The 24,418-nt window shown below is 71.0% G+C and carries 22 protein-coding genes; 6 read left to right on the top strand and 16 right to left on the bottom strand.

Features of this window, described 5'->3' with window-relative positions; all coding sequences use genetic code 11:
- Positions 1–4 precede the first annotated feature (4 nt).
- Positions 5–838: a class I SAM-dependent methyltransferase gene (locus tag A4W93_RS23055; RefSeq protein WP_085752840.1), complete on the bottom strand. Its 834-nt coding sequence runs from the start codon at positions 836–838 to the stop codon at positions 5–7.
- 142 nt (positions 839–980) lie between these two features.
- Here A4W93_RS23055 and A4W93_RS23050 point away from each other — a divergent pair, with 142 nt between their 5' ends.
- Entirely contained in the window at positions 981–2,000 is a 1,020-nt protein-coding gene (locus A4W93_RS23050) for an AraC family transcriptional regulator (protein ID WP_085752839.1), read from the top strand.
- 23 nt (positions 2,001–2,023) lie between these two features.
- Here the strand turns inward: A4W93_RS23050 and A4W93_RS23045 are convergent, their stop codons facing one another.
- On the bottom strand, positions 2,024–2,857 hold the full coding sequence (locus A4W93_RS23045) for a hypothetical protein (RefSeq protein ID WP_157131757.1): 834 nt from the start codon (positions 2,855–2,857) through the stop codon (positions 2,024–2,026).
- Positions 2,858–2,905: 48 nt separating this feature from the next.
- Positions 2,906–4,162: a hypothetical protein gene (locus A4W93_RS23040; protein WP_085752837.1), complete on the bottom strand. Its 1,257-nt coding sequence runs from the start codon at positions 4,160–4,162 to the stop codon at positions 2,906–2,908.
- Positions 4,163–4,326: 164 nt separating this feature from the next.
- On the opposite strand from A4W93_RS23040, the gene ggt reads away from it, so the two are divergent.
- Positions 4,327–6,351, top strand: a complete 2,025-nt coding sequence (gene ggt, locus A4W93_RS23035; protein WP_085752836.1) for a gamma-glutamyltransferase — start codon at positions 4,327–4,329, stop codon at positions 6,349–6,351.
- 21 nt (positions 6,352–6,372) lie between these two features.
- On the opposite strand, the gene A4W93_RS23030 is transcribed toward ggt, so the two are convergent.
- From A4W93_RS23030 to modA, 4 genes are read right to left on the bottom strand one after another with little or no spacing between them, the layout of a single operon-like run.
- Positions 6,373–7,197 (bottom strand): TOBE domain-containing protein, encoded by an 825-nt coding sequence (locus A4W93_RS23030; protein ID WP_085752835.1) that lies wholly within the window; start codon positions 7,195–7,197, stop codon positions 6,373–6,375.
- 35 nt (positions 7,198–7,232) lie between these two features.
- Entirely contained in the window at positions 7,233–7,919 is a 687-nt protein-coding gene (locus tag A4W93_RS23025) for an ABC transporter ATP-binding protein (protein ID WP_085752834.1), read from the bottom strand.
- A 1-nt stretch (position 7,920) separates the two neighbouring features.
- Entirely contained in the window at positions 7,921–8,595 is a 675-nt protein-coding gene (gene modB / locus A4W93_RS23020; RefSeq protein WP_085752833.1) for a molybdate ABC transporter permease subunit, read from the bottom strand.
- A 3-nt stretch (positions 8,596–8,598) separates the two neighbouring features.
- On the bottom strand, positions 8,599–9,351 hold the full coding sequence (modA, locus tag A4W93_RS23015; protein WP_085752832.1) for a molybdate ABC transporter substrate-binding protein: 753 nt from the start codon (positions 9,349–9,351) through the stop codon (positions 8,599–8,601).
- A 135-nt stretch (positions 9,352–9,486) separates the two neighbouring features.
- Here modA and A4W93_RS23010 point away from each other — a divergent pair, with 135 nt between their 5' ends.
- Positions 9,487–10,158, top strand: coding sequence for a M24 family metallopeptidase (locus tag A4W93_RS23010; RefSeq protein ID WP_085752831.1), 672 nt, complete (start codon positions 9,487–9,489; stop codon positions 10,156–10,158).
- A 13-nt stretch (positions 10,159–10,171) separates the two neighbouring features.
- Here A4W93_RS23010 and A4W93_RS23005 read toward each other — a convergent pair whose 3' ends face one another.
- Entirely contained in the window at positions 10,172–10,630 is a 459-nt protein-coding gene (locus A4W93_RS23005) for a nitrate reductase associated protein (RefSeq protein WP_085752830.1), read from the bottom strand.
- A 264-nt stretch (positions 10,631–10,894) separates the two neighbouring features.
- On the opposite strand from A4W93_RS23005, the gene A4W93_RS23000 reads away from it, so the two are divergent.
- The gene (locus tag A4W93_RS23000; protein WP_085752829.1) at positions 10,895–12,163 is read left to right on the top strand and encodes an ANTAR domain-containing protein; all 1,269 of its coding nucleotides are present in this window, start codon (positions 10,895–10,897) and stop codon (positions 12,161–12,163) included.
- Positions 12,164–12,166: 3 nt separating this feature from the next.
- Here the strand turns inward: A4W93_RS23000 and A4W93_RS22995 are convergent, their stop codons facing one another.
- The 7 genes from A4W93_RS22995 to A4W93_RS22965 all read right to left on the bottom strand — a co-directional run bounded on the left by A4W93_RS22995 (position 12,167) and on the right by A4W93_RS22965 (position 20,366).
- Complete coding sequence (locus tag A4W93_RS22995; RefSeq protein WP_085752828.1) at positions 12,167–14,305, bottom strand: acyl-CoA dehydrogenase; 2,139 nt, start codon at positions 14,303–14,305, stop codon at positions 12,167–12,169.
- Positions 14,305–14,937 (bottom strand): response regulator, encoded by a 633-nt coding sequence (locus A4W93_RS22990; protein WP_085752827.1) that lies wholly within the window; start codon positions 14,935–14,937, stop codon positions 14,305–14,307. Before A4W93_RS22990 ends, A4W93_RS22995 begins: the two co-directional genes overlap by 1 nt.
- The gene (locus A4W93_RS22985) at positions 14,934–16,073 is read right to left on the bottom strand and encodes a zinc-binding metallopeptidase family protein (RefSeq protein ID WP_085752826.1); all 1,140 of its coding nucleotides are present in this window, start codon (positions 16,071–16,073) and stop codon (positions 14,934–14,936) included. Before A4W93_RS22985 ends, A4W93_RS22990 begins: the two co-directional genes overlap by 4 nt.
- 201 nt (positions 16,074–16,274) lie before the next feature.
- Positions 16,275–16,982 carry a hypothetical protein gene (locus tag A4W93_RS22980; RefSeq protein ID WP_085752825.1) on the bottom strand — a complete coding sequence of 236 codons (708 nt, stop codon included), beginning with the start codon at positions 16,980–16,982 and terminating at the stop codon, positions 16,275–16,277.
- Between the two features lies 1 nt (position 16,983).
- Positions 16,984–18,420: an alkaline phosphatase gene (locus A4W93_RS22975; protein ID WP_085752824.1), complete on the bottom strand. Its 1,437-nt coding sequence runs from the start codon at positions 18,418–18,420 to the stop codon at positions 16,984–16,986.
- 26 nt (positions 18,421–18,446) lie between these two features.
- The gene (locus A4W93_RS22970) at positions 18,447–19,916 is read right to left on the bottom strand and encodes an alkaline phosphatase (RefSeq protein WP_085752823.1); all 1,470 of its coding nucleotides are present in this window, start codon (positions 19,914–19,916) and stop codon (positions 18,447–18,449) included.
- Positions 19,917–20,000: 84 nt separating this feature from the next.
- Complete coding sequence (locus A4W93_RS22965; RefSeq protein ID WP_085752822.1) at positions 20,001–20,366, bottom strand: response regulator; 366 nt, start codon at positions 20,364–20,366, stop codon at positions 20,001–20,003.
- A 156-nt stretch (positions 20,367–20,522) separates the two neighbouring features.
- Between A4W93_RS22965 and A4W93_RS22960 the strand changes: the two genes are divergently transcribed.
- Positions 20,523–22,421, top strand: a complete 1,899-nt coding sequence (locus tag A4W93_RS22960; RefSeq protein ID WP_085752821.1) for a PAS domain-containing hybrid sensor histidine kinase/response regulator — start codon at positions 20,523–20,525, stop codon at positions 22,419–22,421.
- Between the two features lie 118 nt (positions 22,422–22,539).
- Complete coding sequence (locus A4W93_RS22955) at positions 22,540–23,100, top strand: YqcI/YcgG family protein (RefSeq protein WP_085752820.1); 561 nt, start codon at positions 22,540–22,542, stop codon at positions 23,098–23,100.
- Between the two features lie 9 nt (positions 23,101–23,109).
- Here A4W93_RS22955 and A4W93_RS22950 read toward each other — a convergent pair whose 3' ends face one another.
- Positions 23,110–24,411, bottom strand: a complete 1,302-nt coding sequence (locus tag A4W93_RS22950; protein ID WP_099959967.1) for a response regulator — start codon at positions 24,409–24,411, stop codon at positions 23,110–23,112.
- Between the last annotated feature and the right edge of the window lie 7 nt (positions 24,412–24,418).

The following is a 24,418-nucleotide window of genomic DNA, read 5'->3' as shown; positions in this document are numbered from 1 at the left end:
CGCGTCAGCCCACCGTGATCACGATCTCGGCGTACTCGCTCGGCGCGACGAGGCCGTGGCCGCCGCCGATGTCGACCTCGTTCAGCAGCGCGAGGATCTGGCGTTCGAGCGAGGCCTGGCCGGCCGCGTCCAGGGCCGCGAAGGCCTTGTGCGTCGGGCCGTACAGGTCGCGGAAGACCTGAACGAAGTGTTCGGCCGAGCGGTAGCGGAACGGGAACATCTTGCGCTGCACCTGCAGGTCCCGCGCCTTGGGGCCGAACAGCGAGACGAGGTGCGCCTCGGTGCCCCACAGCGCGGGCGAGCTCAGCCCGGCCGGCGGCGGCACGTGGGCACCGACGATCTTGAACAGGCGGCCGATGAGGCCTTCCGGCGTCCAGTTCGCCAGGCCGATGCGGCCGCCCGGGCGCACGACGCGCAGCATCTCGCGCGCGGCCTGGGCCTGGTTCGGCGTGAACATCACGCCGAACGTGGAGAGCACGACATCGAAGCCGTGGTCCTCGAAGGGCAGCGCCTCGGCGTCGGCGACCTGGAACTTCACGGCGAGGCCTTCGGCCTCCGCACGGCCGCGGCCCTTGTCGAGCAGCGCGGGGACGTAGTCGGTGGACGTGACGTCGGCGAAGCGGCGCGCCGCGGCGAGCGTGGCGTTGCCGTTGCCGGCGGCGACATCCAGCACGCGTTCGCCGGAGCGGATGTCGGCGGCCTCGGCCAGCATCTCGCCGACGATCTGCAGCGTGGTGCCGATGACGGCGAAGTCGCCGCTGGCCCAGGTGGCTTGCTGGCGCTGTTTGATCGCCGCGTAGTCGGGGGTGGTGGTGGGCTTGGTGATGACGGTGTTCATGGTGCTTGATCCTCTTGTGTGTGGATGAGCCGGTTTCTGAAGAACCGGTGCACTTATGATTCGCCGCAGCACCTTCCGGCGCTTCACCTGTCGTCGTCCCGGCTTGCTCGAACGTCCGCCGAACCGATCGTCACAAACACCCATGACAACCAGCTTCGACCCGTTGTCCGACGTGCTCCGCAGCGTCCGCTTGCGCGGGTCCGTGTTCTTCCACGTCAGCTGTCGTGACCAGTGGGCGGCGCTCGCGCCCGCGTCGAGCGAGGTGGCGCCCGCCGTGATGCCCGGCGCCGAACACATCATCGAGTACCACCTGTTCGTGAAGGGCGGCGGCTGGGTCGCGGTGGACGGCGAGCCGCCGCTGAAGCTGGGCGAGGGCGACATCGTCATGCTCCCGCACGGCGACGCCCACGTGGTGTCGAGCGCACCCGGCCTGCACCCGGTGCCCGGTGACGACTGGCTGTTCCGGATGGTGGACGACCCGAAGCCCATCCCCGTGACGTACCGCGGCAACATGGTCGAGCGGGGCCTGTTGCCCGATCACGACGCCAGCACGGTCATCGTGTGTGGTTTCATCGCATGCGACCTGCGGCCGTTCAACCCGCTGATCGACGCGCTGCCGCGCCTGATGCACCTGCCCGCCGACGGCGTGAGCGACTGGGTGGCGCCGATGCTGCGGCACGCGGTCACCGAATCGGGGACGCGGCGCGCGGGCACCGCGGCGCTGCTGCAGCGGGTGAGCGAGATGGTGTTCGTCGACGGCGCGCGGCGCTACCTCGATTCACTGCCGCCCGAATCGCAGGGGTGGCTGGGCGCGTTGCGCGACCGCCAGGTGGGCCGCGCGATCACGCTGCTGCACGCCGAGCCCGCGGAGGACTGGACGCTCGAGGAACTGGGCCGGCGTGTGGGACTGTCCCGCTCGGCGTTGCACGAGCGGTTCGTCGCGCTCACGGGGATGCCTCCGATGCAGTACCTCACCAGTTGGCGCATGCAGTGCGGCGCACGCCTGCTGCGCGAAGGCCACGCCAACGTCGCGGCGGTGGCGGCCGACGTGGGTTACGACTCCGAGGCGGCGTTCGCCCGCGCGTTCAAGCGCGCCACCGGCCTGCCGCCGGCGGCGTGGCGGCGGGCGCAGTTGCAGCAGCAGGTTGCCCAGCCGGCCTGACGGGTTCGCCGGCCCCGCCGGCCTCAGTGCGACGACATGTTGTAGCCGATGTAGACCGAGACCCAGGGCTTCTTGACCCCGGGGTCCTTCTCGCGGTCGGACTGGTTCGCGAAGTCCTTGCCGAACAGCACGCCCGCCTGGAACTGATCGTTCTTCGAGCTGCCCAGCACGAGTCCGGCGGACAACGACAGCGCGGACTTGGTTTCCGTCTTCGACGTCTGCGGATCGGCCACGGGCACCAGGGCCAGCCCCGCCGACAGGACCGGGGTGAACGTCAGGCCCGTCGATTGGAGGAATCCCATGCGCCAGCCCACGTAGGGCGCGATGGTGGAGGAGGTGACGAGTTCGTTGTCGCCCAGGCGGAACTTGAACGGCACGACCAGCGCACCGAACGCGAAGCCGGTCCGCTTGAAATCGTGCACGGCCAGCTCGGTCCGCTGGATGCGGTAGAGGGTGTGTGTCGCGACGATCTGGTCGGCGGGGCACAGCCCGGCCAGGGCCGGGTCGAACTTGAGAAAGCGGACCGTCAGCGACCCGTTGACCTCACGCACCACGACGAACTTGGCCTGGGCCGGTGCACAGCGCCGCCGCAGGTCGTCTCCCCGCCCCACTTCCACGAAGCCCCAGACCGTGTTGTTCAGCGTCAGGTGGTCGCCGTCCATGCGGTCGTTGTCACTGGGGACGGTCGGGGCTTCGGGCGTTGCCGCCGCCGGCTTGGGTGGTGCTGGTGGTGGTGGCGCCGTTGGCGCCCCGTTGCCGGCGGACTGGGCGTTCGCGACACCCAGGCACAGGGACAGCGCGACAAACGAAAGGACGAGTTTGCTCACGGCGCGATGCGCCGACGGTTCGATGGACATGTTTCCCTCCCGGGGACGTTGAGATTCGGGCCGGACGTGGCCGGTGTGTCAGGGCGCGCGTGCCGCGGTGGTCGCGGGCGCGGGGGCGATGCCCCAGGCGGCGATCTGCAGCTTGCACGCGAGCTGCCGCATGCCGTGCTGGCGGACCCAGTTGCCGTGGCTCAGGTTGACGCTTTCGCAGTGCATGTGCGGCCCGCCGCCGTCCCCCCACACCGGACCCGTGGGGCAGCCGCCCGAGACGACGTTCAGCACCTCGCCGTGTTCGTAGAGCATGAACATCGCCGCACCGGGCGCTCGTGCATCGCCGTCGATCGTGGCCCGGCCCACGTCGACCTGGTCCCGATCGTCGACGAGGATCTGCGACGACCCATCGATGGGCGACGGGTTGAATCCCACCACGCGGGTCACCCGCTTGTCGCGCAGGTAGATGTACCGGGCGATGCCGGCACCGAGCGAATGCCCGACGGTCGTGATCAGCAGCTTCGTGCCCGTGCCGTCGGCCGTTCTCCCGAAGATGTTGTCGGTGAGTGCGTGCAGCTTGTCGATCAGCAGGAGTGTGTCGCTGGTGACGTCCCGGGCCTGCCGGTACTGGTCCCACACCATCGGGGTGTTCGCGAACAGCCCCCGCATGTTGGAGAACCAACCACCCGCACCGTCGGTGCCCCGGTACACGATGGCGTACTCGATGACGGCGCGTCCGCCCTCGGGTGCCCGCGCGCGGCGCCAGACGTCCATCGCGAGGTCGGGCACGAACATCGACCAGCCCCGGGCCGAGGTCTCGCGGTGCAGTTCGGGAATGCGCTCCCAGCCCGACCGCGTCTTCAACGGCACGAGGGCGATGGGCGCGTCCTCGCGGTTGCAGTCCTCGGGGTTGCGCGGCGCCTCGTACGTGCCGGGTGTCGCGAGGCTCATCAGGGGCGCGGGTTCCGAGGCGGAGGACGACGGGCGCGCCGGTGCGGCCGGCGTCCCGGCGCGGGTCGCGAACGCGGGCATCTCGTCGGCACGCTCGTCCCGCTGCGCCTGCCGAGCGGTGACGGCGAGGGCCTCGTAGCGTTCCGCGGCGCCGGCATCCTGGGACTCCTTGATCTGCCGGCGCAGCCATGGGGATGCCAGCGCCATCGGCACGAGCTTGTCCACGCGCCCACCCGTGATGTAGACGTCCGCGGCCAGCGCGGCGTACTGGCTGTAGAACGCCGCGCGCTGCTGCAGTTCGGTGTCCGCGGCCGAGGCCGGGCGGATGCCGGCGAGGGCGGCTGCGGCCACCAGCACGAGGTGGCATCGACGGGGGCGCGTGTGCAGGTCCATGGGCGATCTCCGGTATGGGATGTGCGGATCCTAGGAAGACGGGGCAGCGTGCGCGTCGTCAACTCTGTGGACCCGACGTGCCAAGACCCCTCGCGTGTGAGGCCGTTTTCATCCGGCTATGGTCCCTTCCGGACTGCCTGTCCGAATTCCCCAAGGAGCCGCCCATGAACCCGATCGGAACGAGGCCGCCGCACGGCCACTGGAGGGCCGCGTCGCTGGCCCTGGTCGCCGTTTTCCTGTCCGCGTGTGGCAGCGATGACGATCCGCCGGTGGCCGTCGACAGCGCCTGCCAGACCTCGGCGAACGGCGGCGTGGTGGTGGGCTCCGGCGTGCCGGGCGACCCGGCGCTGCCCGAGCCGTCGTCGGGCTACAAGCTGGGCCTGAAGCCCGTGACCGCCAAGCGCTACATGGTGGTCACCGCGAACCCGCTCGCCAGCCAGGCGGGGTGCGAGGTGCTCAAGAAGGGCGGCTCGGCGGTGGACGCCGCGGTGGCCGTGCAGATGGTGCTGGGGCTCGTGGAGCCCCAGTCGTCGGGCATCGGCGGCGGGGCCTTCATGCTGCACTACGACGCGGCCACGAAGGCGGTCGAGAGCTACGACGGGCGCGAGCAGGCGCCGGCCGCGGCCACCGAGAACTACCTGCGCCACATCAGCGACACCAACACCGCGTACCCGCTGCCCACGGCGCCCACGGTCACGACCGACGGCGCGGCCTTCAGCGGCGTGCGCGCGAGCGGCCGTGCGGTGGGCACGCCGGGCGCGGTGAAGCTGCTCGCGCTCGCGCACGGCGAGAAGGGCAAGCTGCCGTGGGCCGACCTGTTCCAGCCCGCGATCAAGCTGTCCCGCGACGGCTTCCAGATCAGCGGGCGCCTCGCCGACGCCATCGCGGCCAACCGCACGAGCCTGCTGGTCGACCCCGATGCCGCGGCGTACTTCCTCGGCGCGGCGCCGGCCCGCACGGCCAAGCCGCTCGGCACGAAACTGCTGAACCCCGACTACGCGGACACGCTCTCGCTGATCGCCACGCAGGGCCCCGACGGGTTCTACAAGGGGCCGGTGGCCCAGGCCATCGTCGACGAGATCAAGGCCACGTCGGGTGGCGTGGACACGCCGGTCGCGCTGACGCCCGGCCTCACCGAGGTGAGCGACCTCGCGGCCTACACCGCCGTCAAGCGCACGCCGGTGTGCGCGACGTACCGCACGCACTGGATCTGCGGCATGCCGCCGCCGTCGTCCGGCGGCATCGCGGTGCTGCAGGCGCTGGGCATCCTCGAGAACTTCGACGTGGCCGCCCATGCACCCACGTCGATGGACGACGAGGGCGGCAAGCCGGCGGTGCTGGGCGTGCACCTCGTGGCCGAGGCCGAGCGGCTCGCGTACGCCGACCGCAACATGTACGTGGCCGACACCGACTTCGTGCCGCTGCCCGGCGGCAGCCCCGACGCGATGCTGTCGAAGGACTACCTGCGCGACCGCGCGGCACGGATCTCGCTCACCGCCAGCATGGGCACGGCCGCGGCCGGCACGTTCCCCGGCGTGACGCGCCTGGGCACCAGCGCACAGGAGGGCCATGGCACCACGCACATGACCATCGTCGACGCGCGGGGCAACGTGGTGGTGATGACGACCACGGTGGAAAGCTCGATGGGTTCGTTCCGGTTCGTGCGCGGCTTCGTGCTGAACAACCAGCTGACCGACTTCTCGTTCTCGCCGAGCGACACGAACGGCCCCATCGCGAACCGCGTCGGCCCGTCCAAGCGCCCGCGAAGCTCGATGGCGCCCACGCTCGTGTTCGAGAAGGCGACCGACGGCTCGCGCGGCGACTTCGCGATGGGCACCGGCTCGCCGGGCGGCGCGAGCATCATCCAGTTCGTCACGAAGACGCTCGTGGGCGTGCTCGATTGGAACATGAACGCGCAGCAGGCCACGTCGATGATCAACTTCGGCGCGAGCAACAGCCCCACCACGGGGGTCGGCGGTGAACACCCGAACGTGGTGGCCGCCAACAATGGCGCGGGCGACACGCTCGTGACGGGCCTGCGCGGGCTCGGGCACACGGTCAGCGTCGCGGCGCAGTCGAGCGGCACGGGCACGGTGGTGCGCAAGACCGTCAACGGCGCGCCCGCGCTGGTGGGCGGGGCGGACCCGCGGCGCGAAGGGCTGGTGCTGGGGGACGCGTTCACGCCGTGAGGACGGCGCGGCGGCGGTGGTTCAGACCATCGTGCCCAGGATCACGCTGGAGGCCTTGAACAGGGCGGTGGCCGAGCCGCCCACCTTCAGCCCCAGCGCCTGGGCGCTCGCCTGCGTCACCACGGCGGCCACGCTGGCGCCGCCGCCGATGTCGAGCACCACCTCGGTGTTGACGGCACCGGGGCTCACCGCGGTGATGGTGCCGTGCAGCTGGTTGCGGGCCGAGAGGCGCACGTCGCCGAGGTCGGTGGCCAGCATCACCGACGAGGCCTTGATGAGCGCGAAGGCCGTGGCACCGGGCCGCAGGCCCAGCTGTTCGGTGCTGTCGCGCGTGACCACGGCGACGACCTTGGCGCCGCCGGCGAGCGTGAGTTCGATCTCGTCGTTCACCGCGCCGGCCTTGTAGCCGCTGACGGTGCCGGTGAGCTGGTTGCGTGCACTGGTCTTCATGTTCAACATCTTCAACAGGTCGAATTCCTGGGCCAGGTCGATGCCTTCGTCGCTCAGCAGCCGCACGAAGCGTGCGTGCACGGCCTCGACCTGGGCGAAGCGCTCGACGAGCTGCTCGCCGCGTGCCGTGAGGCGGGTGGAGCCGCCGCCGCGGCCGCCGGTGGCGCGTTCGACGAGGGGCTCGCCGGCCAGCGTGTTCATCGCGTCGATGGCGTCCCACGCGCCCTTGTAGCTCATGCCCACGGCCTTCGCGGCATGGGTGATGGAGCCTTGTTCGCCCACGGCGCGCAGCAGCTCGACCCGGTTGGCGCCGCCGAGGTCGGCGCCGCCGATCGTCATGCGCAGCGCGCCCTGGAGTTCGATCGCCTCTGCCTGTCTGCCGCGCCTGGTCGCCATGGTTGCCCGTCTCGTGTGCGCGCGAGCATACGCCATCACTTGCCGGCGATGCGCCCGTCCGCGAGTTGCAGCACCTCGTCTCCGAGCACCTCCACGTCGGCGGGGTCGTGCGTGATGACGACCATCGGGATCGCGAGGCGCTCCTGCAGGTCGACGAGTTCGCCGCGCAGCTTCGCGCGCAGCGTGCCGTCGAGGGCCGCGAACGGTTCGTCGAGCAGCAGCGCGCGCGGTTCGGTGACGAGCGCGCGCGCGAGGGCCGTGCGCTGGCGCTGGCCGCCGGAGAGCTGCTCGGGGTGGTGGGCCGCGAGCGGGGTCAGCTCGAACGCCTCCATCCAGCGCAGCACCGCGGGGTCGCGCGCGGACCGGCGCGGGTTCAGCAGCCCGCGGTCGAGGCCGAACGCGATGTTCTGCGCGACGGTGAGGTGCGGGAACAGCGCATAGTCCTGGAACACGTAGCCGAGGCGGCGGGCGCGTGGCGGCACGTCGATGCCGGTGGTGCGGTCGACCAGCGTGTCGCCCGCGAGGCGCACGTGCCCCGAGTCGGGCCCGGCGAGGCCGGCGATGAGCTTGAGCGTCTGGCTCTTGCCCGCGCCCGACGGGCCGAACAGCACGAGGCGGCGGGCGTCGCTGGTGAAGCGGATGTCGAGGTCGAAGCGGCGCCCCGCGTGTTCGAGGCGGCGGCGGACGTCGAGGTCCCAGGTGGGCCGGGTCGAGTGGTCCATGTCAGGCCTGTCCCGCCACCCGGCCCGGGGCGAGCCGCCCGGCCGTCAACAGCACCGCGATGCACGTCACCGAGGTCACGAGCACGAGGAAGTTGGCGAGGTCGTCCTGCCCCGCCTGCACGGCTTCGTAGACGGCGATGGACAGCGTCTGCGTCTTCCCGGGGATGCTGCCGGCCACCATCAGCGTGGCGCCGAACTCGCCGGTGGCGCGCGCGAACGCGAGCAGCAGGCCGGCCATGATGCCGCGCCAGGCGAGGGGCAGCGTCACGCGCAGGAACACCGCGGCTTCACCGAGGCCCAGCACACGCGCGGCCTGCTCGAGCTGCGGGTCCACCGATTCGAATGCGGCCCGAGCGGCCTTGAAGACGAGCGGGAACGCGACGATGGTGGACGCGATCACCGCGCCCTGCCACGTGAAGATCAGGCTGATGCCGAACGTGGACTGCAGCCACTCGCCGAGCGGGCCGCGGCGCCCGATCAGCACGAGCAGGTAGTAGCCGAGCACCGTGGGCGGCATCACCATCGGCAGCGTGAGCACGGCGTCGAGCAGCTCGCGGCCGAAGAAGCGCTTGCGTGCGAGCAGGAAGCCCGTGCCCACGCCCAGCAGCAGGTTGAGGAACGTGGCCCAGCCGGCGACCTTCAGCGTCAGGGCCAGGGGCACCCAGGCGCCATCCATGGCTCAGGGCTTGCCGAAGCCGTACTTCGCGAGCACGGCCTGGGCCGGCGGGGTCAGCACGAAGGCCACGAACTTCCGCGCGGCGGCCGCGTTCGGGCCGGAGGCCACGGGGGCGATGGGGTACAGCACGGGCACCTCGGTGGGCACGGTCAGGGCCACCTTCACCTTGTCGGCCATCACGGCGGCGTCGGTGCCGTACACGAAGCCGGCGTCGACCTCGCCGCGGGCCACGTAGTCGAGGGCCTGGCGCACGTTCTGCGCGCCGATCATCTTCGGCTCGATGGTGGTCCAGAGGCCCGCCTTCTCGAGCACACCCTTGGTGTAGCGGCCCACCGGCACGCTGGCCGGCAGGCCGATGGCGATGCGGCCGTACGCGGGCTGGCCCAGGTCGGCGAGGGCCTTGGGCGACGGGGCGCCGGTGGCGGGCACGATCACCACGAGGCTGTTGGAGACGAAGTTGCGGCGTTCGGCCGGCTTCACGAGCGACTGGGCCTGGGCCTGGTCCATCGACTCCTGGTCGGCGCTGGCGAACACGTCGGCCGGCGCGCCCTTGGCGATCTGCTGCAGCAGCGCGCCCGAGGCGCCGAAGTTCAGCTGCACCTTCGTGTCCGGGTTCTGCGCCTCGAACAGCGGGGCGATCTCCTTGAAGGCGTTCGTCAGGCTCGCGGCGGCCGAGACGGTGAGGTCGGCGGCCCACACCGGCCAGCAGACGAGGAGGCCGAGGGCGGCGGCGAGGCGGGCAGGGGTACGGGACATGGTGCGTTCGAAGTCGGAGGGGAGGGCTCGGTGTATGTCGGCTTATATAACCGAACAACGAGGTGTGGAATCGTCGCTATGTATCATTCTATATGCCGATTCCGACGGCGCTGTCACCTGCCTTTCCGTTCCCCCATGTCCACTCCCGTTTCCCGCGAGGCCGTCGGCCCGAAGTACTCCCTGGCCGCGATGGCCCACGCCCGTGAGCAGTCCAACGCCGCGGTGCGGCGCATCGCCGCCGGCATCGTGCCGGGCATGACGGAGCAGCAGGCCAACGTCCATGCGCGGGCCGTGCTCGACGGCATGGGCATGCAGCGCATCTGGCACCCGGTGATCGTGCGCTTCGGCGAAGCGACGCTGAAGAAGTACAACGAACGGTCCGACCCGGACCGCGTGCTCGGCCACTCCGACATTTTCTTCATCGACATCGGTCCGGTGTGGGACGGCCACGAGGGCGACGCCGGCGACACCTTCGTGGTGGGCGACGACCCCGAGATGCACGCGTGCGCCGAGGCGGCGCGCGCCCTGTGGCACGTGGTCAAGGCCGAGTGGGACAAGGGCGAACTGACGGGGCAGGGCCTCTACAGCTTCGCCGACGCGCAGGCGCAGGCGATGGGCTGGCGGCTCAACCACGACATCAAGGGCCACCGCGTCAGCGACTTCCCGCACGCCATCTACAAGGCGGGCGACCTGGGCGACTACGCCGGTTGCCCGGCCGCGGGCCTGTGGATCCTCGAGATCCAGATCGCCCACCCGGAACGGCCCTTCGGCGCGTTCTACGAAGACCTGCTGATCGAACGCGCCTGACGCGCGCTGACGGTCAAACCGTCAGGCCGAACTCGCGCAGCGCCGGCAGGAACTTGCTGTTCTCGTTGCTGCCGCGCGTGAGCTTCGTCAGCGCGAAGCGCTGCAGCGGGTTCAGGTTCGACCACAGCGCCGGCTCGGGCTCGCCCAGGTCCAGCGACCGGGCCTTGCGCGCCACCGGCTGGGGCACCGCGGAGCGGTTCATCCATGCCGGCAGCGGCTCCACCTCGACCTGCACCACCGGCTGCTCGACGGCCTCGAGCGCCGCCACCACGAAGTCGCGGTAGCGCGCGGTGTCGGCCGGGGTCGTGGTGGGCAGCACGACCAGGCGGCCGCGCACGCTGTCGTCGAACAGGTTCCATGCCCGCAGCGACAGCTTCAGGCCGCACTGGTCCAGCTTGAAGCGAACGACCATCGGCACGCAGCGCAGCGATCGCACGAACTCGGCTTCGAACTCGAAAAACGGGGCTTCCATGATTCACCTTTCCAATGCGGGATACAAACGAACGGGCCCGAAGGGCTCGCATGGCGAACCCGTCGGGGGCGTGTGAGACAAAAAGGGGGAGGGCCGGGCGCGCACCCCGGGAGGCGGGGTGGCCTGCGAAAGGCAGGCGGCAGGCGAGGTTCTTGCTGGTGCGTCGTTGCACCGCGCCGACGCTGATGCAATATGCAGGCCACCGGCGCGGCCCGTCAAAATGGCGGCCCCGGCGCCCCCCGATTCTTGCCCCGACCACGCCCCATGTCCCTCGTGCTGCTGCTGTTGTCATCGCCCGGAGCCTCCCTCGACCCGATGCGCGAGGCCTTGCGCGGGGTGCCGGACCTCGTGCCCATCGACGGGGAAGGCTGCCGCGATCTGGTGCGGCAGGTGGCCACGCATGCACCGGATCAGGTCGTGGTGGCCGCCCCGGCGGCGGACCTGGCCGAGGCCCTGGCAGGGTGGGGTGGCGAGCCGCCGTGCCCGGTCAGCGGGGTGGGCGAGATGCCGGCCGGGAACCTGCTGGCCCGCCTGATGGAACTGGGACTCGCCGGCTGGTGGCCGGACCCCACCGCGCTGAGCGCCGGCCTGGCCCTCGACCGGCTGCGCTGGGCGCGCGAGGCGGCGGTGCGCCGTGAACTCGCCGACGTGAAGTCACGGTTCGACGAACGCAAGTGGGTGGACCGGGCGAAGGGCGTGCTCGCCGCTGCGCGCGGGCTCGACGAGGACGAGGCCTTCCGCCTGTTGCGTGGCGCGGCGATGCAGGCCAAGCTGAAGATCGGCGACGTGTCGCGCTCGGTCATCGAGGCGGCCACGTGGGCCGAGGCGCTGAACCAGGCGGGGCAGTTGCGCATGCTGTCGCAGCGGGTCGTCAAGCTCGCGGCCCAGCACGCGGCCGGGGTCGACGTGCACCGCACGCGGCGGTTGCAGCAGGCGTGCGAGGCCCGGGCGGTGGAACTGCTCAGCCACCTGATGGCGCTGCGGCCCGCGGGCATGCCGGGCGACGGGCCGCTGGCCGCGGTGGCCGCCACGCAGGAGGCCTGGACGATGCTGGCCGACGCCTTGGCCCACCGCAACGTGCCCGGCTGGCTGGGCCACGTCGACACGCTGGCCGAGGTGCTGTTGTCCCGTGCCGAGGCGCTCGTCGAGACGCTCGAGGCCACGGCGGGGCGGCATGCGTTGCAGGTGGTCAACCTGTGCGGGCGCCAGCGCATGCTGAGCCAGCGCCTCGTGAAGGAGGCGCTGCTCGCCGAACTGCTGGGCGATGCCGAACGCCACACGCGGCTCGTGCCGTTGCAGCAGCGCTTCGAATCGGCGCTGGCCGAGCTGGAGGCCGCGCCGCTGTCGAACGCGGAGATCCGCGAGGCGCTCCAGGCCGCGCGGGACGAGTGGCTCAAGCTGCTGCACGGCCTGCGGTCCATCGACCGCGGCGAGGGGCGCCTCGCGCTCAGCCGCGCGAGCGAGAACCTGCTGGAAGGGTTCGACCGGCTGACCGGGCTCTACGAGCACAGCCTGCACGTGCTGATGTCGTGAGGGTCAGGGCGGGAAGTCGTCCACCTGGATGACCTTGTCCGCCGCCCGCAGGTAGGCGAGCGCCGCGGCCGGATCCTTCGACCGCGCCGCCGCTTGCTCGAACGACCGCGTGCGCCGCAGCACCTTGTCGAGTTCGTCCAGCTCCCCCATCACCGGCTTCGACAGTTCGAGCGCCTGCATCAGGTCGAGCAGGCCGCCGGACTTCGGCGTGCCGATGTCGGGGCACAGCGCATGGATCAGCGCGGGCTCGTCGCGCAGCAGGTCGGCGAGTTCCAGCACCTGCCGGTCGCGCAGCGGGCGCCGCTGGCGCGTGCCGCGCAGCAGCAGCGGCGCGAGACCGCGGGCGGCGGCCGACGGCAGGTTCGCGTACAGCTCGTGCAGCGTGTCGGCGCCTCGCGCCACCTGCACGCGGATCGCCGCGCGGACGAAGGGCAGCAGCGCCGGGTCGCCCTCGACCTGGTGGCGCCACAGCGCCCCGCTCGCGAGGTAGAGGTTCGACAGCACGTCGCCCAGCCGGGCCGACAACAGTTCGAGCCGCTTGAGCTTGCCGCCCAGTAGCCCCATCGCGAGGTCGGTGGTGAACGCGAACGCGGCCGACAGCCGGGCGATCATCGCGGCCTCGGCACGCAGCTCCGCCGGCGGCGTGCCGCGCACGCCGAGCCCGAACAGCGCACCCCACAGGTTGCGCGCCATGTGCCCGCCGTGGGCCAGCAGCGCCTCGCCGAGGGCTTCGCGGTCGCCGGCCTCCACGGCCTTCATCTCGTCGAGCACGTGCGGGTGGCAGCGCACCGCGCCCTGCCCGAAGATGATCAGCGCACGCGACAGCAGGTTGGCGCCTTCGACCGTGATCGCGATGGGCGCGTGCCGGTACGACACGCCCAGCAGGTTCTTCGGTCCGCGGATGATGCCCTTGCCGCCGAGGATGTCCATGCCGTCGATCACCGCGCGGCGACCGGCCTCGGTGAGCTGCACCTTCAGGATGGCGCCCGCGAGGCTCGGCTGTTCGCCCGCGTCGAGCGCGGCCGCGGTGAAGCGGCGCGCCGCGTCGGTCGCGTAGAGGTCGACAGCGATGCGCCCGGCCAGGGCCGCGATGGCGTGGAAGCGCCCGATGGGCAGCCCGAACTGCTCGCGGATGCGGCCGTAGCCGGTGACGACGAACAGCGCCGTCTGCTGCATCGCCGAGCCCAGCGCGGGCAGCGAGATGGAGCGGCCCGCGGCCAGGCACTCCATGAGCATGCGCCAGCCCTGGCCCACGCGTTCCTCGCCGCCGATGACCCAGTCCATCGGCACGAACACGTCCTCGCCCTGGATGGGGCCGTTCATGAACGCCGAGTCCATCGGGTGGTGGCGCCGGCCGATCGTCATGCCCGGCGTGGGCACGGGGATCAGCGCGCAGGTGATGCCGAGGTGCTGCTGCCCTTCGGGCCTGGCCGGGTCGACGGCCTGGAACGCGAGGCCCACCACGGTGGCGACCGGGGCGAGCGTGATGTAGCGCTTGTCGAACGTGACGCGGAAGCCGCGGACCTTGCGGCCGTCGATCTCGCGCTCGCACAGCACGCCGGTGTCGGGGATCGAAGCCGCGTCCGATCCGGCGTGGGGCGATGTGAGACCGAAGCAGGGCAGCTCGCGGCCGTCGGCCAGGCGGGGCAGGTAGTGCTGCTTCTGCGCGTCGGTGCCGTAGCGCAGCAGCAGCTCGGCGGGGCCGAGCGAGTTCGGCACCATGGCGGTCACCGCGGTGGCCACGTTGACGGAGGCGATGCGTGTGACCACCGCCGCGTGGGCGAAGTGGCCGAAGCCGAGGCCGCCGTAGCCGGTCGGGATGATCATCCCGAAGAACTTCTTCTCGCGCAGGAAGCGCCACACCTCGGGTGGCAGGTCGCCGGCCTCGTCGATCGCGAAGTCGTCGAGCATCGCGTTGAGCTCGCGCACCTCGTGGTCGATGAAGCGGCTCTCGGCTTCGGTGAGCCGGTTGGGGCCACGCGCGTTCAGTGCGTCGAAGTCGGGGCGGCCCGAGAACAGGTCGCCCTCGAAGCCCACCGTGCCCGCCTCGAGCGCGGCACGTTCGGTGTCGCCCATCGCGGGCAGGGCCTTCGAGAACGGCGCGAAGGCCGCATTGCCGACGAGCTTCGCGAGCCAACCCATCACTGGATCAGGCCGCTCTTGAGCGCGTAGTAGGTGAGGTCGCTGTTGGACTCGAGCTTCATCTTTTCCATCACCCGTGTCCGGTAGGTGCTCACGGTCTTCACGCTCAGGCACAGGCTGTCGCTGATGGCGCCCACGGTCTCGCCCTTGGCGAGCCGCAGGAAGACCTGGAACTCGCGTTCCGAGAGGGTCTCGTGCAGCGCGAGGTTGGACTTGTCGCCGAGCTGGTCGGCGATGAGCTCGGCCACGCGCGGCGTGATGTAGCGGCGGCCGCGGGCCAGCGTGTGGATGGCCGAGACGATCTCCTCCGGCTCGCACTCCTTGTTGAGGTAGCCGCTCGCGCCCTGCTTGAGCAGGGTCGCGGCGTAGTGGGCCTCGGGGAAGCCGCTGAGGATGAGCACGGGCAGTTCGGGCGCGCGGGCGCGGATCGCGGCGAGCGCGTCGACGCCGCTCTGGCCGGGCATGGACAGGTCGAGCACGAGCACGTCGACTTCGCCGCCGCGGACGATGTCGAGCGCCTCGCTGCCGTTGGCGGCTTCGGCCACGACCTTGAAGTCGACCTGTTCGGCGAGGTACTTGCGAAGGCCCGCGCGGACGAGGGCGTGGTCGTCGACGATGGCGATGCGGATCATGCTGGGCTGGGCTCCGTGGAGGAAGGTTCGGGGACGGCGGCGGGGACCGCCGGGGTGAAGTTCATCGGCACGTCGCCGCGCACGGCGGCGCGGATGACGTCGTGGATGAACGAGAGCTTGTCGATCACCGGGGTGGGAACGACGAAGGGGTAGCTGTCGCGCGCACCGAGGCTGCGCGCCATCGCGTTGACGAACTGCGAGACCGGCAGCCAGTTCTGCACGAGGTTGCGTTCGAGGTGCTTCGAGCCCGGGGTCAGCGCGCGGGCCTTCACGGGCGGCATGCCCGGCACGGCGTTGCGCAACTCGAGGCCCCAGGCCTCGGCGGTCTCCAGGCCGTCCAGCATGTGCAGGTAGTGGGCCCAGCATTCGGCCCAGTCCTCCCACGGGTGGGAGCTCGCGTACACGCTGACGAAGCCCGACATCCAGTCCGCCCGCGGCGACTGGTAGTGCGCCTGCAGCGCGGCGGTGTAGTCCTGGCGTTCGTCGCCGAACAGCTGGCGGAAGGGCTCCTCCCACGCCGTGCCGCGCACGAGGCGGTCCCAGTAGTAGTGGCCGATCTCGTGGCGGAAGTGGCCGAGCAGCGTGCGCGCGGGCTCATGCAGGTGGTGGCGCAGGTGTTCGCGCTGCGCGTCGTCGGCCTCGGCGATGTTGAGCGTGATGACCCCGTCGTCGTGGCCGGTCAGCACCTTGAAGGTGGGCTCCAGCTGCTCGAGGAATTCGAAGGCGACGCCGTGGTCCGGGTCCTCCCCCTTGCCCGGCAGCGGCAGGCCGAGGGCGAACAGGCTGTAGACCATGCGGCGCTTGGCGGTCTCGATGGCGGCCCAGTACACCAGGTTCCCGGGCTTGCCCAGGTCGGGCAGCACGCGGGTGGTGCGGCACGAGCGGCACAGCGGATTCGGGTCGTCCGCGGCCACCAGCCAGTTGCACACGTTCCCGGTCGTGTAGTGCGCGCAGGGGCGCAGCGGCGGCACGTCACCGGACGCGGCGACCGACGTCCAGGCGCCCTCGGCATCCACCTCGAACGCGCGCATGCACAGCGCGTCGGCGTCGAAGCCGAGCACGGCGCCGCAGTTCTCGCAGCGGGTGTTCTCGAAGAAGATGCGTTGACCGCAACGTTCGCAGGCGTGGGCTTTCACGGGCTGTCCCTTGGGAAAGAGACGCCATCGTAGGAGCCGGCCCCACCACCGTCGACGGAACGGTGGCGCAATCCGTTGTAGGAGGACGCCTCAGGCGAGCGAAGCGAAGCCGCCCTTCAAGCCACACGCGAGGACGGGTTTCCCGGCCGACCCGTGGCGCCCCCTGGGGGCAGGAGGCGCCAGCCGACTGGGGGGCTCCATTCAATCCATGAAGTCGTCGTAGCGCTTTTGCGCGTAGCCCGCGAGCAGATCCCACGGCGCCTTCGCCGCCACGGGCTTCAGCTGCACGGTCACCAGACGGCGCACGGTGCCATCGTCCTTCACCGACTCCACCTTCATCGCGATCTGCCGCGACTCCGACCACAGCACGCGATGCGACCAGCCATCGCGCCGGTCGGTGCGCCACTGGGCCTCACCGGACGAGGCGCCGGCCTTCATCGACTTCGCCAGCACGGCCGGAACGATGTTCGCGGCACCGGCCCAGCTGCCGTCGAAGCCGACGGTGCCGTACTCGGCGCGCGGGATGGCGACCACCGCCTTGTGTTCGCGGTCCACGTACTTGACGTCGACCTTGCCGTCGGCCTGCAGGCGAAGCCAGCGGGCGGCGGTGTCGCCGTTGAAGTGCTTGTGGCCGATGTGCTCGGGCTTCTTGTCGTGGTCGTCGTCATGGTCCTGGACGGCGGCCGGCAGGATGCGTTCGGTCCAGACCTGGTCGCCGCGGCGCACCAGGCGTTCCTGCCAGGTGTCGACGCGGGTGATGCCCGAGGACATCACGTGCCGGGTCTCGTAGCTGACGATGGCTTCGACGTCGGGCGCGGGCGCGGCCGGCGCCGCCGCCGGCGTGTTCGCGCCGGCGGACGCCCCGATCACGGCCAGTGCGGCTGCCGTGACGCGGAGGAATGTCACCATCTCAGTACCCCGCCGCCGTCTTCACGAGGCCGAAGACCTTCGTGTTGTCGATCGTGCCCTTGAAGGTCTTCGCGCCGGCGCCGGCGGCCAGCAGCTTGACGTCGCCGCCACCGTGGGTCTCGCTGCCCACGCCACCCTTGCGGATCACCGATTCCTGCAGGTAGGCCTTCGCGGCCATCACCGTCGGGTCGATGTCGGCACGCACGTCCGGGCGGTTGGAGCCGTTCGCGAACACGAGGTTCGGGTACGTGACGCCGTTGGCGTCCTTGCTGGCCGTGCCGGTGGCGTAGCTGATGTTCGGGCCGAGGATGTCGGTGCCGCGCTTGCCGTACCCGTTGAACGCCATGCCGTGGTCGTGGTCGGCGGTGACGACGATCAGGGTGTTGGTGAGTTCGGGGTCGAAGGTCTTGACCTTGTCGATCACGGCCTGGATGGCGTCGTCGAAGGCCTTCGTGTCGCTCAGCGCGCGCGAGGCGTTGTTGCCGTGCAGCGCGTGGTCGATGCGGCCGCCTTCCACCATCAGGAAGAAGCCGTTGGCGTTCTTCGACAGGATGTCGACCGCCTTCACGGACATCTGCGCGAGGCTCGGCTCCTTCGTCGGGTCGCGGTCGGCGTCGTACGACATGTGGCCTTCGGCCTTGGCCTGGTCGAACAGGCCGATCAGGCGCGTGGTGGCCGTGCTGGGCGCGGCGTTCAGCGTGGTGAGGTCGGTGACCGAGGTGTAGCCCTTGGCCTGCAGTTCGGCGACGAGGTCGCGGCCGTCCGGGCGGCCCTTCGGCTGGTTCGTCGCGTCGTACGGACGCCAGTACTGGCTGACACCGCCGAGCAGCACCGTCACGCCGGCACCGAGGGCCGCGTTGTAGCCGGCGCCACCGGGCACGGCCTGGCGGGCGATCTCGTACTCGGCGTTGCGGTGGCAGGTGTGGGCGTATGTGGCGGCCGGCGTGGCGTGGGTCAGGCGGGCCGTGCTGACGGCGCCGGTGGACTTGCCCTTGGCGATCGCGAGCTCGAGCAGCGTGACCGAGGCCGAGCCGTTGCCGGTGGCCGGGCACTTGTCGATCGAGCTGCCGACGCCGGTGACCGGATCGGTGCCCGGCGACACCGCGACGGTGGTGCCGTCGAGACCGAGCGTCTCGTTGCGGGTCTTCACGCCGGTCATGTAGGCGGCCATCGACGGGGCGCTGTCGGTGGTCTGGCCGTCCTTCGAGAAGGTCTTGATGCGCGCGGCGTACGGCAGCTTGTCCATCGCCATCGAGCCCATGACGACCTTGTCGCCGGTGACGACGTCGTAGTACTTGACGCGGGTGGCGGTCGTGGTGACCGGGCCCATCCCGTCGCCGAGGAAGAAGATCACGTTCTTGGCTTCACCGGCCGCGAGGGCGGGCGACGCGAAGGCGGCGACGGAAAGGGCGAGTGCCAGGGTGTTGAGCTTGTTCATGTGGATGATTCCGGTGACGTCGGGGATCAGAGGCCGACGGCCTTGCGGACCAGCGAGAAGACTTCGGTGTTGTCGATCGTGCCGTGGAAGGTGTCGGCACCCAGGCCCATCGCGCCGAGGAAGACGTCGGAGCCGCCGTGGGTCTCGCCACCGATGCCCATCTGGATCGCGGCTTCCTGGTGGTAGTTCTTGTCGTAGACGGCGGCGTCGGTCAGCGTGGTCATCAGCGCGCGGCTGCCGGCGACGCGGTTCTCGCCGTTGCCGAACACGAGCGTGGTGAACGGCTTGCCGTCGGCGTCGAGCGCCGGGGTGGCCGGGGCCGTGTAGTCGCGCATCAGGCCCAGGATGCCGGGGTTCGCGTCCGTGGTCTTGCCGGTGATGGCGGCGTAGCCGTTCATCACCATTGTGTGGTCGTGGTCGGCGGTGACGACGATGAGCGTGTTCTTCAGCTCGGGGTCGGTTTCCTTGACCTTGGCGATGGCGGCCTTGATCGCGTCGTCGAAGGCCTTCGCGTCGGACAGCGCGCGGCGGGCGTTGGTGCCGTGCAGCGCGTGGTCGATGCGGCCGCCTTCCACCATCAGGAAGTAGCCCTTGTCACGCTTGGACAGGATGTCGATCGACTTCGTGGTCATCTCGGCGAGGCTCGGTTCCTTCGTCGCGTCGCGGTCGAGTTCGTACGACATGTGGCCTTCGGCCTTGGCCTGGTCGAAGAGGCCGATCAGCTTCGTGCCGGCGGCGGTGGGCGCGGCCTTCAGCGTGTCGAGGTCGGTGACCGAGGTGTAGCCCTTGGCCTTCAGTTCGGCGACGAGGTCGCGCTTGTCGGGGCGGCCGGCCGGGTTGGTCGTCGCGTTGTACGGCAGCCAGTACTGGCTCACGCCGCCCATCAGCACGTCGACGCCGGTGCCGAGGGCCGCGTTGTAGCCGGCGCCGCCGGGCACGGCCTGGCGGGCGATCTCGTATTCGGCGTTGCGGTGGCAGGTGTGGGCGTACGTGGCGGCGGGGGTCGCGTGCGTCAGGCGGGCGGTGGTCACGACGCCGGTGGCGCGGCCGGCGGCGATGGCCAGCTCGAGCAGCGTGGTGGAGGCGGCGCCGTTGCCGGTGGCCGGGCACTTGTCCACGGAGGAGGAAACACCCGTCTCGGTGTCCTTGGCCGGCGAGTAGGCGATGGTGTCGCCGTTCATGCCGAGCACTTCGTTGCGGGTCTTCACGCCCGTCATGTAGGCCGCCATCGAGGGCGCGCTGTCGGTCACCTGGGCGTCGAGCGAGTACGTCTTGACGAACGCGGTCTCGGGGAAGGTGTCGATCGTCAGGTCACCCTCTTCGCCGGCGGCGTAGATGCGGGTGGCGGTCATCGGGACGATGCCGTAGCCGTCGCCGAGGAAGAAGATGACGTTCTTCGGGGTGGTGGCGGCCGGGGGCGTCGTGGTGTCGTCGCTCGAATTGCAGGCCGAGATCAGGGCGGTGACCGCCAGGGCGGTCAACAACTTGGAATGCATGGGTGCTCCTCTGTGAAGAGGCGCACGTTAGGCAGGGCGCGTGACGACGCCGTGAATCGATCAGGGCGTGGTTTGTAAAGAAATTCAAAGCGGCGGCAGGAAGCGCCGCAGTTCGTTCTCGGCCAGGGGTTTGGCGAGCACGAAGTCGACCCCGGCGAGCTCGAGCCGCTCGTGTTCGGAGGTGGACGGGGAGCCGGTGACGGCGATGATGACCAGCTCGGTGCCGATCTCGGCGCGCAACTGGCGGGTGACTTCGGCGCCGTCGATGCCGGGGAGGGTCAGGTCGACCAGCACGCAGGCCGGACGGAACTCGGAGACAAGCGCGAGCGCGGTCTCGCCGTCGGGGACGGAGCGGACCAGGTAGCCGTCGAGCTCGATGAGCGTCGTCAACAGTTCCCGGATGTCGTCGTCGTCCTCGACGATCACCACCCGCACCTCTTCCTTCTCCATGGCACTCCCCTGCACCGATTCGTGTGGTACCCGGATTATCTCCCGGCAGGGGGGTGGAGGCCAGTGGGGGCGCGGTTCTGGTCAACCCCGGGGCGGCGCCCTGGCGGAAGGGATTAAAGTTGCCCATCCACCGGCTCCGTCCCGCCTTCCCGCCCCATGGCCATCGACCGACCCGATGCACGTGACGTCTCCCTCCCGGCCAGCGGGCACGAGGAGGCTTTCCGCCGCCTGGTGGAGACCGTGCGCGACTACGCCATCTTCATGCTGGACCCCGATGGCTACATCACCAGCTGGAACCTCGGCGCCCAGCGCATCAAGGGTTACAGCGCCGAGGAGGCGGTCGGCCGCCACTTCTCGATGTTCTACCAGCCCGAGGCCATCGCCCGGGGCTGGCCCCAGGAGGAACTCCAACGCGCCCGCGCGCTGTCGCGCTACGAGGACGAGGGCTGGCGCGTGTGCAAGGACGGCACGGCCATCTGGGCGAACGTCGTCATCACCGCCATCGAGGACGAGGAGGGCCGGCTGCTGGGCTTCTCCAAGGTCACCCGCGACCTGACCGAGCGCCGCCGCCACGAGGAGGCGCTGCGCGAGCGCGAGGAGAACCTGCGCCTGCTGGTCGAGGGGGTGCGCGACCACGCCATGTTCCTGCTCGACGGCGACGGGGTCGTGCGCTCGTGGAACGCCGGGGCCGAGCGGGTGTTCGGCTGGACGTCCGACGAGGTGCTGGGCCAGGAAGGCGCGGTGCTGTTCACCACGGAGGACCGCGCCGCGGGCCGGCCCCGGGCCGAACTGTCGATGGCGCTGAACCTCGGCTTCAGCCAGCAGGAGGTCTGGCGCCAGCGGGCCGACGGCACGCCGTTCTGGGCCCGGGTCGCCACCACGGTGCTGCGGGACGCCGAGGGCGCGCTGCGCGGCTTCACGCTCATCGTGCACGACCTCAGCGAACGCCGCCGGGTCGAGGTGCTGGAGTCCGAAGGCAAGCGCATCGGCGAGTTCATCGCGATGCTGTCCCACGAGCTGCGCAACCCGCTGGCCCCCATCCGCAACGCCGTCGCGGTGCTCGACCGCTCCGGCGGCACGCCGGTCGCCTCGTGGGCCGCCGACGTGATCGGGCGGCAGGTCACGCACCTGGCGCGGCTGGTGGACGACCTGCTGGACGTCAGCCGCATCACCAGCGGCAAGATCCGCCTGGAAAGCGCGGCCCTCGAACTGAACACGCTCGTGCGCATGGCCGCCGACTCGCAGCGGCCCGTCGTGCAGTCCTACGGCCACGTGCTGGAACTCGACCTGCCCGACCACCCCGTGCCGCTGTCGGGCGACACCACCCGGCTGACCCAGGTGGTGGTGAACCTGCTCACCAACGCCGCGAAGTACACCCCCCGGGGTGGCCGCATCGTGGTGTCGCTCGAATCCGAGGATGGCCAGGCGGTGCTGCGGGTGAGCGACAACGGCATCGGCCTGTCGCCCCCGATGCTGCAGCAGGTGTTCGAACCCTTCGTGCAGGGCGAACGCACGCTCGACCGTTCCGAGGGTGGGCTGGGCATCGGGCTCACCCTCGTGCGGCGCATCGCCGAGTTGCACGGAGGGGCGGTGTGGGCCGAGAGCCCGGGCCTCGGGCACGGGGCCACGTTCACCGTGACGCTGCCGCTGGCCGCCTGGGAACCGGTCGCCGAGCCGGTCGGTCCGGCGGGCGAGGCGGCCGCGCCGAAGTCCGTGATGGTCGTCGACGACAACGCGGACGCGTCCGAGAGCCTGGCCATGCTGCTGCGCATGTCCGGCCACGAGGTGGAGGTGGCGGCCAACGGCGAGTCCGCGCTGGCCCTGGCCGGCACGTTCCGGCCGCAGGTGGTGCTGCTGGACCTCGGCCTGCCGGGCATGGACGGGTTCGAGGTCGCGCGGCGGCTGCGGGCCCGGCCGGAACTCGCGGCCACCCGGCTGATCGCCATCACCGGCTACGGCCAGGCCCGGGACCGGCAGGCCACCGCGGCCGCCGGGTTCGAGCGGCACCTGACGAAGCCGGTGGATGTGGACAGCCTGCTCGCGCTGCTCGGGTGAGGTGCCCCGGGCATCCCTGGATGTCCGAAACGGCCTACACGCCTTCGCGCCCGAGGGTGACAGCGCCTGCCACGATCGTCCGCTATCGTCGACGGGTCGACACGAGCCGCCCTGACCCATGTCCCACGAGCACCCCCTCACCGATCCGGGCCCCACGCGCCACCTCCGGCCGAACGTGGGGGCCGATCCGTCGGCGTGGGCCGCGGCACACACCCGGTTCCTGGCGGCCGCGCGCCGTCCCGGCTTCCCGCGGCCGGAGGTGCGCGCCGCGCTGATGGGCGGGCGCTACCGGTTCGGGCTGTTCGAGGAACTGGGCACGCGCGACGCCATCGGGCCGGTGTGGTCGGCGCTGCACCGGTTCCTCCGCGAGGCGGCGTCCGGCTCGCGGGACTCGCTGGCCTTCGTCGCCGCGTTCCGCTCGCCGGCAGCCTCCCAGGACCTGTTCGACGCGCTGCTGTGGGGCCAGCTGCAGGCGATGCTGGAACTCGACCGGCTGCAGTACCCGAGGTCCGCGGTGCAGGCGCCCGGCCTGGCGGCCAGCTTCGGTGGCCGCCCGTGTGTCGCGGTGGGCCTGCGGGGGCTGGACGACCTGCTGGTGCTCGACTTCCTGCCCACCATCGCCGCGCACGACACCCCCGCCCGGCCGGATGCCGTGGGCGCACGGTTCCGCTGCGTGTGATCGGCGGGCTCAGAGCCCGGTTGCCAGGCCCTTGAGCGCGCGGTGCAGCTGCAGGCGCAGGTCGTCGGCCAGCAGCGGCTTGGACAGGTGGCCGTCGAGTCCCTGTTCCATCGACCGGGCCTGGGTGCCGGCCGCGGTGGCCGCGATGATGGGGAATGGCGGGATGCCGCCGGCCTTCTGCAGGCGCTTGAGCACGGCCGTGGCCTGGTAGCCGTCGAGGCCGGGCATGTTGATGTCCATCAGCACCGCATCGGGCGAGACCCGCCGGCACATCGCGATGGCCTCGTCGCCGCTGCACGCGGACAGCGTGTCGTAGCCGATCATCTGCAGCAGTCCGGACGCGATGATGCGGTTGACCTCGTCGTCGTCCACCACCAGCACCCGCGGCCGGCTCGTCGACGCGAGCGGCGTGGGGCGGGACTCCTGGTGGACGCCGGACGCGTCGGGGTCGGCGCGGCGGGTGAAGTCCCAGATCTCGGACGGCAGGAAGGGGACGACGCGGAAGTCCCAGCCGGACGGCGGTGTGGCCCCGAGCACCGGCGACCCGGCACGCACGGCGTGGATCAGGTCGACGCTGCCCGGCGTGACCGAGGCGGTCAGGGCGTTCAGGCGCACGAGCGTGTCGACGTCCACGCCCTCCGACGCGATGGCCACGGCCAGCCGGTGAGGGCACGTGTCCGACGCCACGGCGTCGGCGAAGGCCTCGACGGACTCGAACTGGTGCACGTGCCACCCGAACCGCTGGAGCCGGCGGCTCAGTCCGTGCGCGGACTGGTCTCCACCATGGAGGATGAGCGCGGAACACCCGTGGGCGTCGGGGGGGCGCAACTCCTCGCGCACCTCGCCCTCGCAGGTCATCAGCAGGCTGAACAGCACCCCGGCGCTCGGCACGCAGCGGTAGAGGACGTCGCCACCGAGCACCGGGCAGGTGCCGCGGGCGGTGACGACGTGGGGCAGCGAAGGGTCGGCCGCGTCCTTCTCGAGTTCGAGCCCGGCCAGCACGGCGTCGATGCCGGCATCGTCCGAGCGCAGGCCCGATGCGGCGGCATCCACCCGCAGGCTCACCGTGCCGGGCTCGGGCCCGGGGCCGATCTCGCCGGAGAGGATCAGCACCCCGGCCTCCAGCACCTGGCTGGCCGCCGAGAGGATGCGGTAGATGCCCCGGCGGAAGGCCTGGGCGTCGCCCGCCACGCGGTTCGGCGGGCTGCCGTAGTCGAAGTAGAACTCGAGGCCGCGCTGCACCGCACCGGCGATCACGGGCCGGGCACTCAGGGTGAAGAGTTCGCCGAAATCGAAGGACTGGACACTCACGGGATGG

Source organism: Piscinibacter gummiphilus, assembly GCF_002116905.1.
Classification (GTDB): domain Bacteria; phylum Pseudomonadota; class Gammaproteobacteria; order Burkholderiales; family Burkholderiaceae_C; genus Rhizobacter; species Rhizobacter gummiphilus.
This window is presented reverse-complemented; position numbering and strand designations above follow the sequence as displayed.

What these genes read in the sequence shown, in the direction of transcription:
- A4W93_RS23055 (WP_085752840.1), bottom strand. Translation starts at nt 838, where the DNA reads ATGAACACCGTCATCACCAAGCCCACCACCACCCCCGACTACGCGGCG.
- A4W93_RS23050 (WP_085752839.1), top strand. Translation starts at nt 981, where the DNA reads ATGACAACCAGCTTCGACCCGTTGTCCGACGTGCTCCGCAGCGTCCGC.
- A4W93_RS23045 (WP_157131757.1), bottom strand. Translation starts at nt 2,857, where the DNA reads ATGTCCATCGAACCGTCGGCGCATCGCGCCGTGAGCAAACTCGTCCTT.
- A4W93_RS23040 (WP_085752837.1), bottom strand. Translation starts at nt 4,162, where the DNA reads ATGGACCTGCACACGCGCCCCCGTCGATGCCACCTCGTGCTGGTGGCC.
- ggt (WP_085752836.1), top strand. Translation starts at nt 4,327, where the DNA reads ATGAACCCGATCGGAACGAGGCCGCCGCACGGCCACTGGAGGGCCGCG.
- A4W93_RS23030 (WP_085752835.1), bottom strand. Translation starts at nt 7,197, where the DNA reads ATGGCGACCAGGCGCGGCAGACAGGCAGAGGCGATCGAACTCCAGGGC.
- A4W93_RS23025 (WP_085752834.1), bottom strand. Translation starts at nt 7,919, where the DNA reads ATGGACCACTCGACCCGGCCCACCTGGGACCTCGACGTCCGCCGCCGC.
- modB (WP_085752833.1), bottom strand. Translation starts at nt 8,595, where the DNA reads ATGGATGGCGCCTGGGTGCCCCTGGCCCTGACGCTGAAGGTCGCCGGC.
- modA (WP_085752832.1), bottom strand. Translation starts at nt 9,351, where the DNA reads ATGTCCCGTACCCCTGCCCGCCTCGCCGCCGCCCTCGGCCTCCTCGTC.
- A4W93_RS23010 (WP_085752831.1), top strand. Translation starts at nt 9,487, where the DNA reads ATGTCCACTCCCGTTTCCCGCGAGGCCGTCGGCCCGAAGTACTCCCTG.
- A4W93_RS23005 (WP_085752830.1), bottom strand. Translation starts at nt 10,630, where the DNA reads ATGGAAGCCCCGTTTTTCGAGTTCGAAGCCGAGTTCGTGCGATCGCTG.
- A4W93_RS23000 (WP_085752829.1), top strand. Translation starts at nt 10,895, where the DNA reads ATGTCCCTCGTGCTGCTGCTGTTGTCATCGCCCGGAGCCTCCCTCGAC.
- A4W93_RS22995 (WP_085752828.1), bottom strand. Translation starts at nt 14,305, where the DNA reads ATGGGTTGGCTCGCGAAGCTCGTCGGCAATGCGGCCTTCGCGCCGTTC.
- A4W93_RS22990 (WP_085752827.1), bottom strand. Translation starts at nt 14,937, where the DNA reads ATGATCCGCATCGCCATCGTCGACGACCACGCCCTCGTCCGCGCGGGC.
- A4W93_RS22980 (WP_085752825.1), bottom strand. Translation starts at nt 16,982, where the DNA reads ATGGTGACATTCCTCCGCGTCACGGCAGCCGCACTGGCCGTGATCGGG.
- A4W93_RS22975 (WP_085752824.1), bottom strand. Translation starts at nt 18,420, where the DNA reads ATGAACAAGCTCAACACCCTGGCACTCGCCCTTTCCGTCGCCGCCTTC.
- A4W93_RS22970 (WP_085752823.1), bottom strand. Translation starts at nt 19,916, where the DNA reads ATGCATTCCAAGTTGTTGACCGCCCTGGCGGTCACCGCCCTGATCTCG.
- A4W93_RS22965 (WP_085752822.1), bottom strand. Translation starts at nt 20,366, where the DNA reads ATGGAGAAGGAAGAGGTGCGGGTGGTGATCGTCGAGGACGACGACGAC.
- A4W93_RS22960 (WP_085752821.1), top strand. Translation starts at nt 20,523, where the DNA reads ATGGCCATCGACCGACCCGATGCACGTGACGTCTCCCTCCCGGCCAGC.
- A4W93_RS22955 (WP_085752820.1), top strand. Translation starts at nt 22,540, where the DNA reads ATGTCCCACGAGCACCCCCTCACCGATCCGGGCCCCACGCGCCACCTC.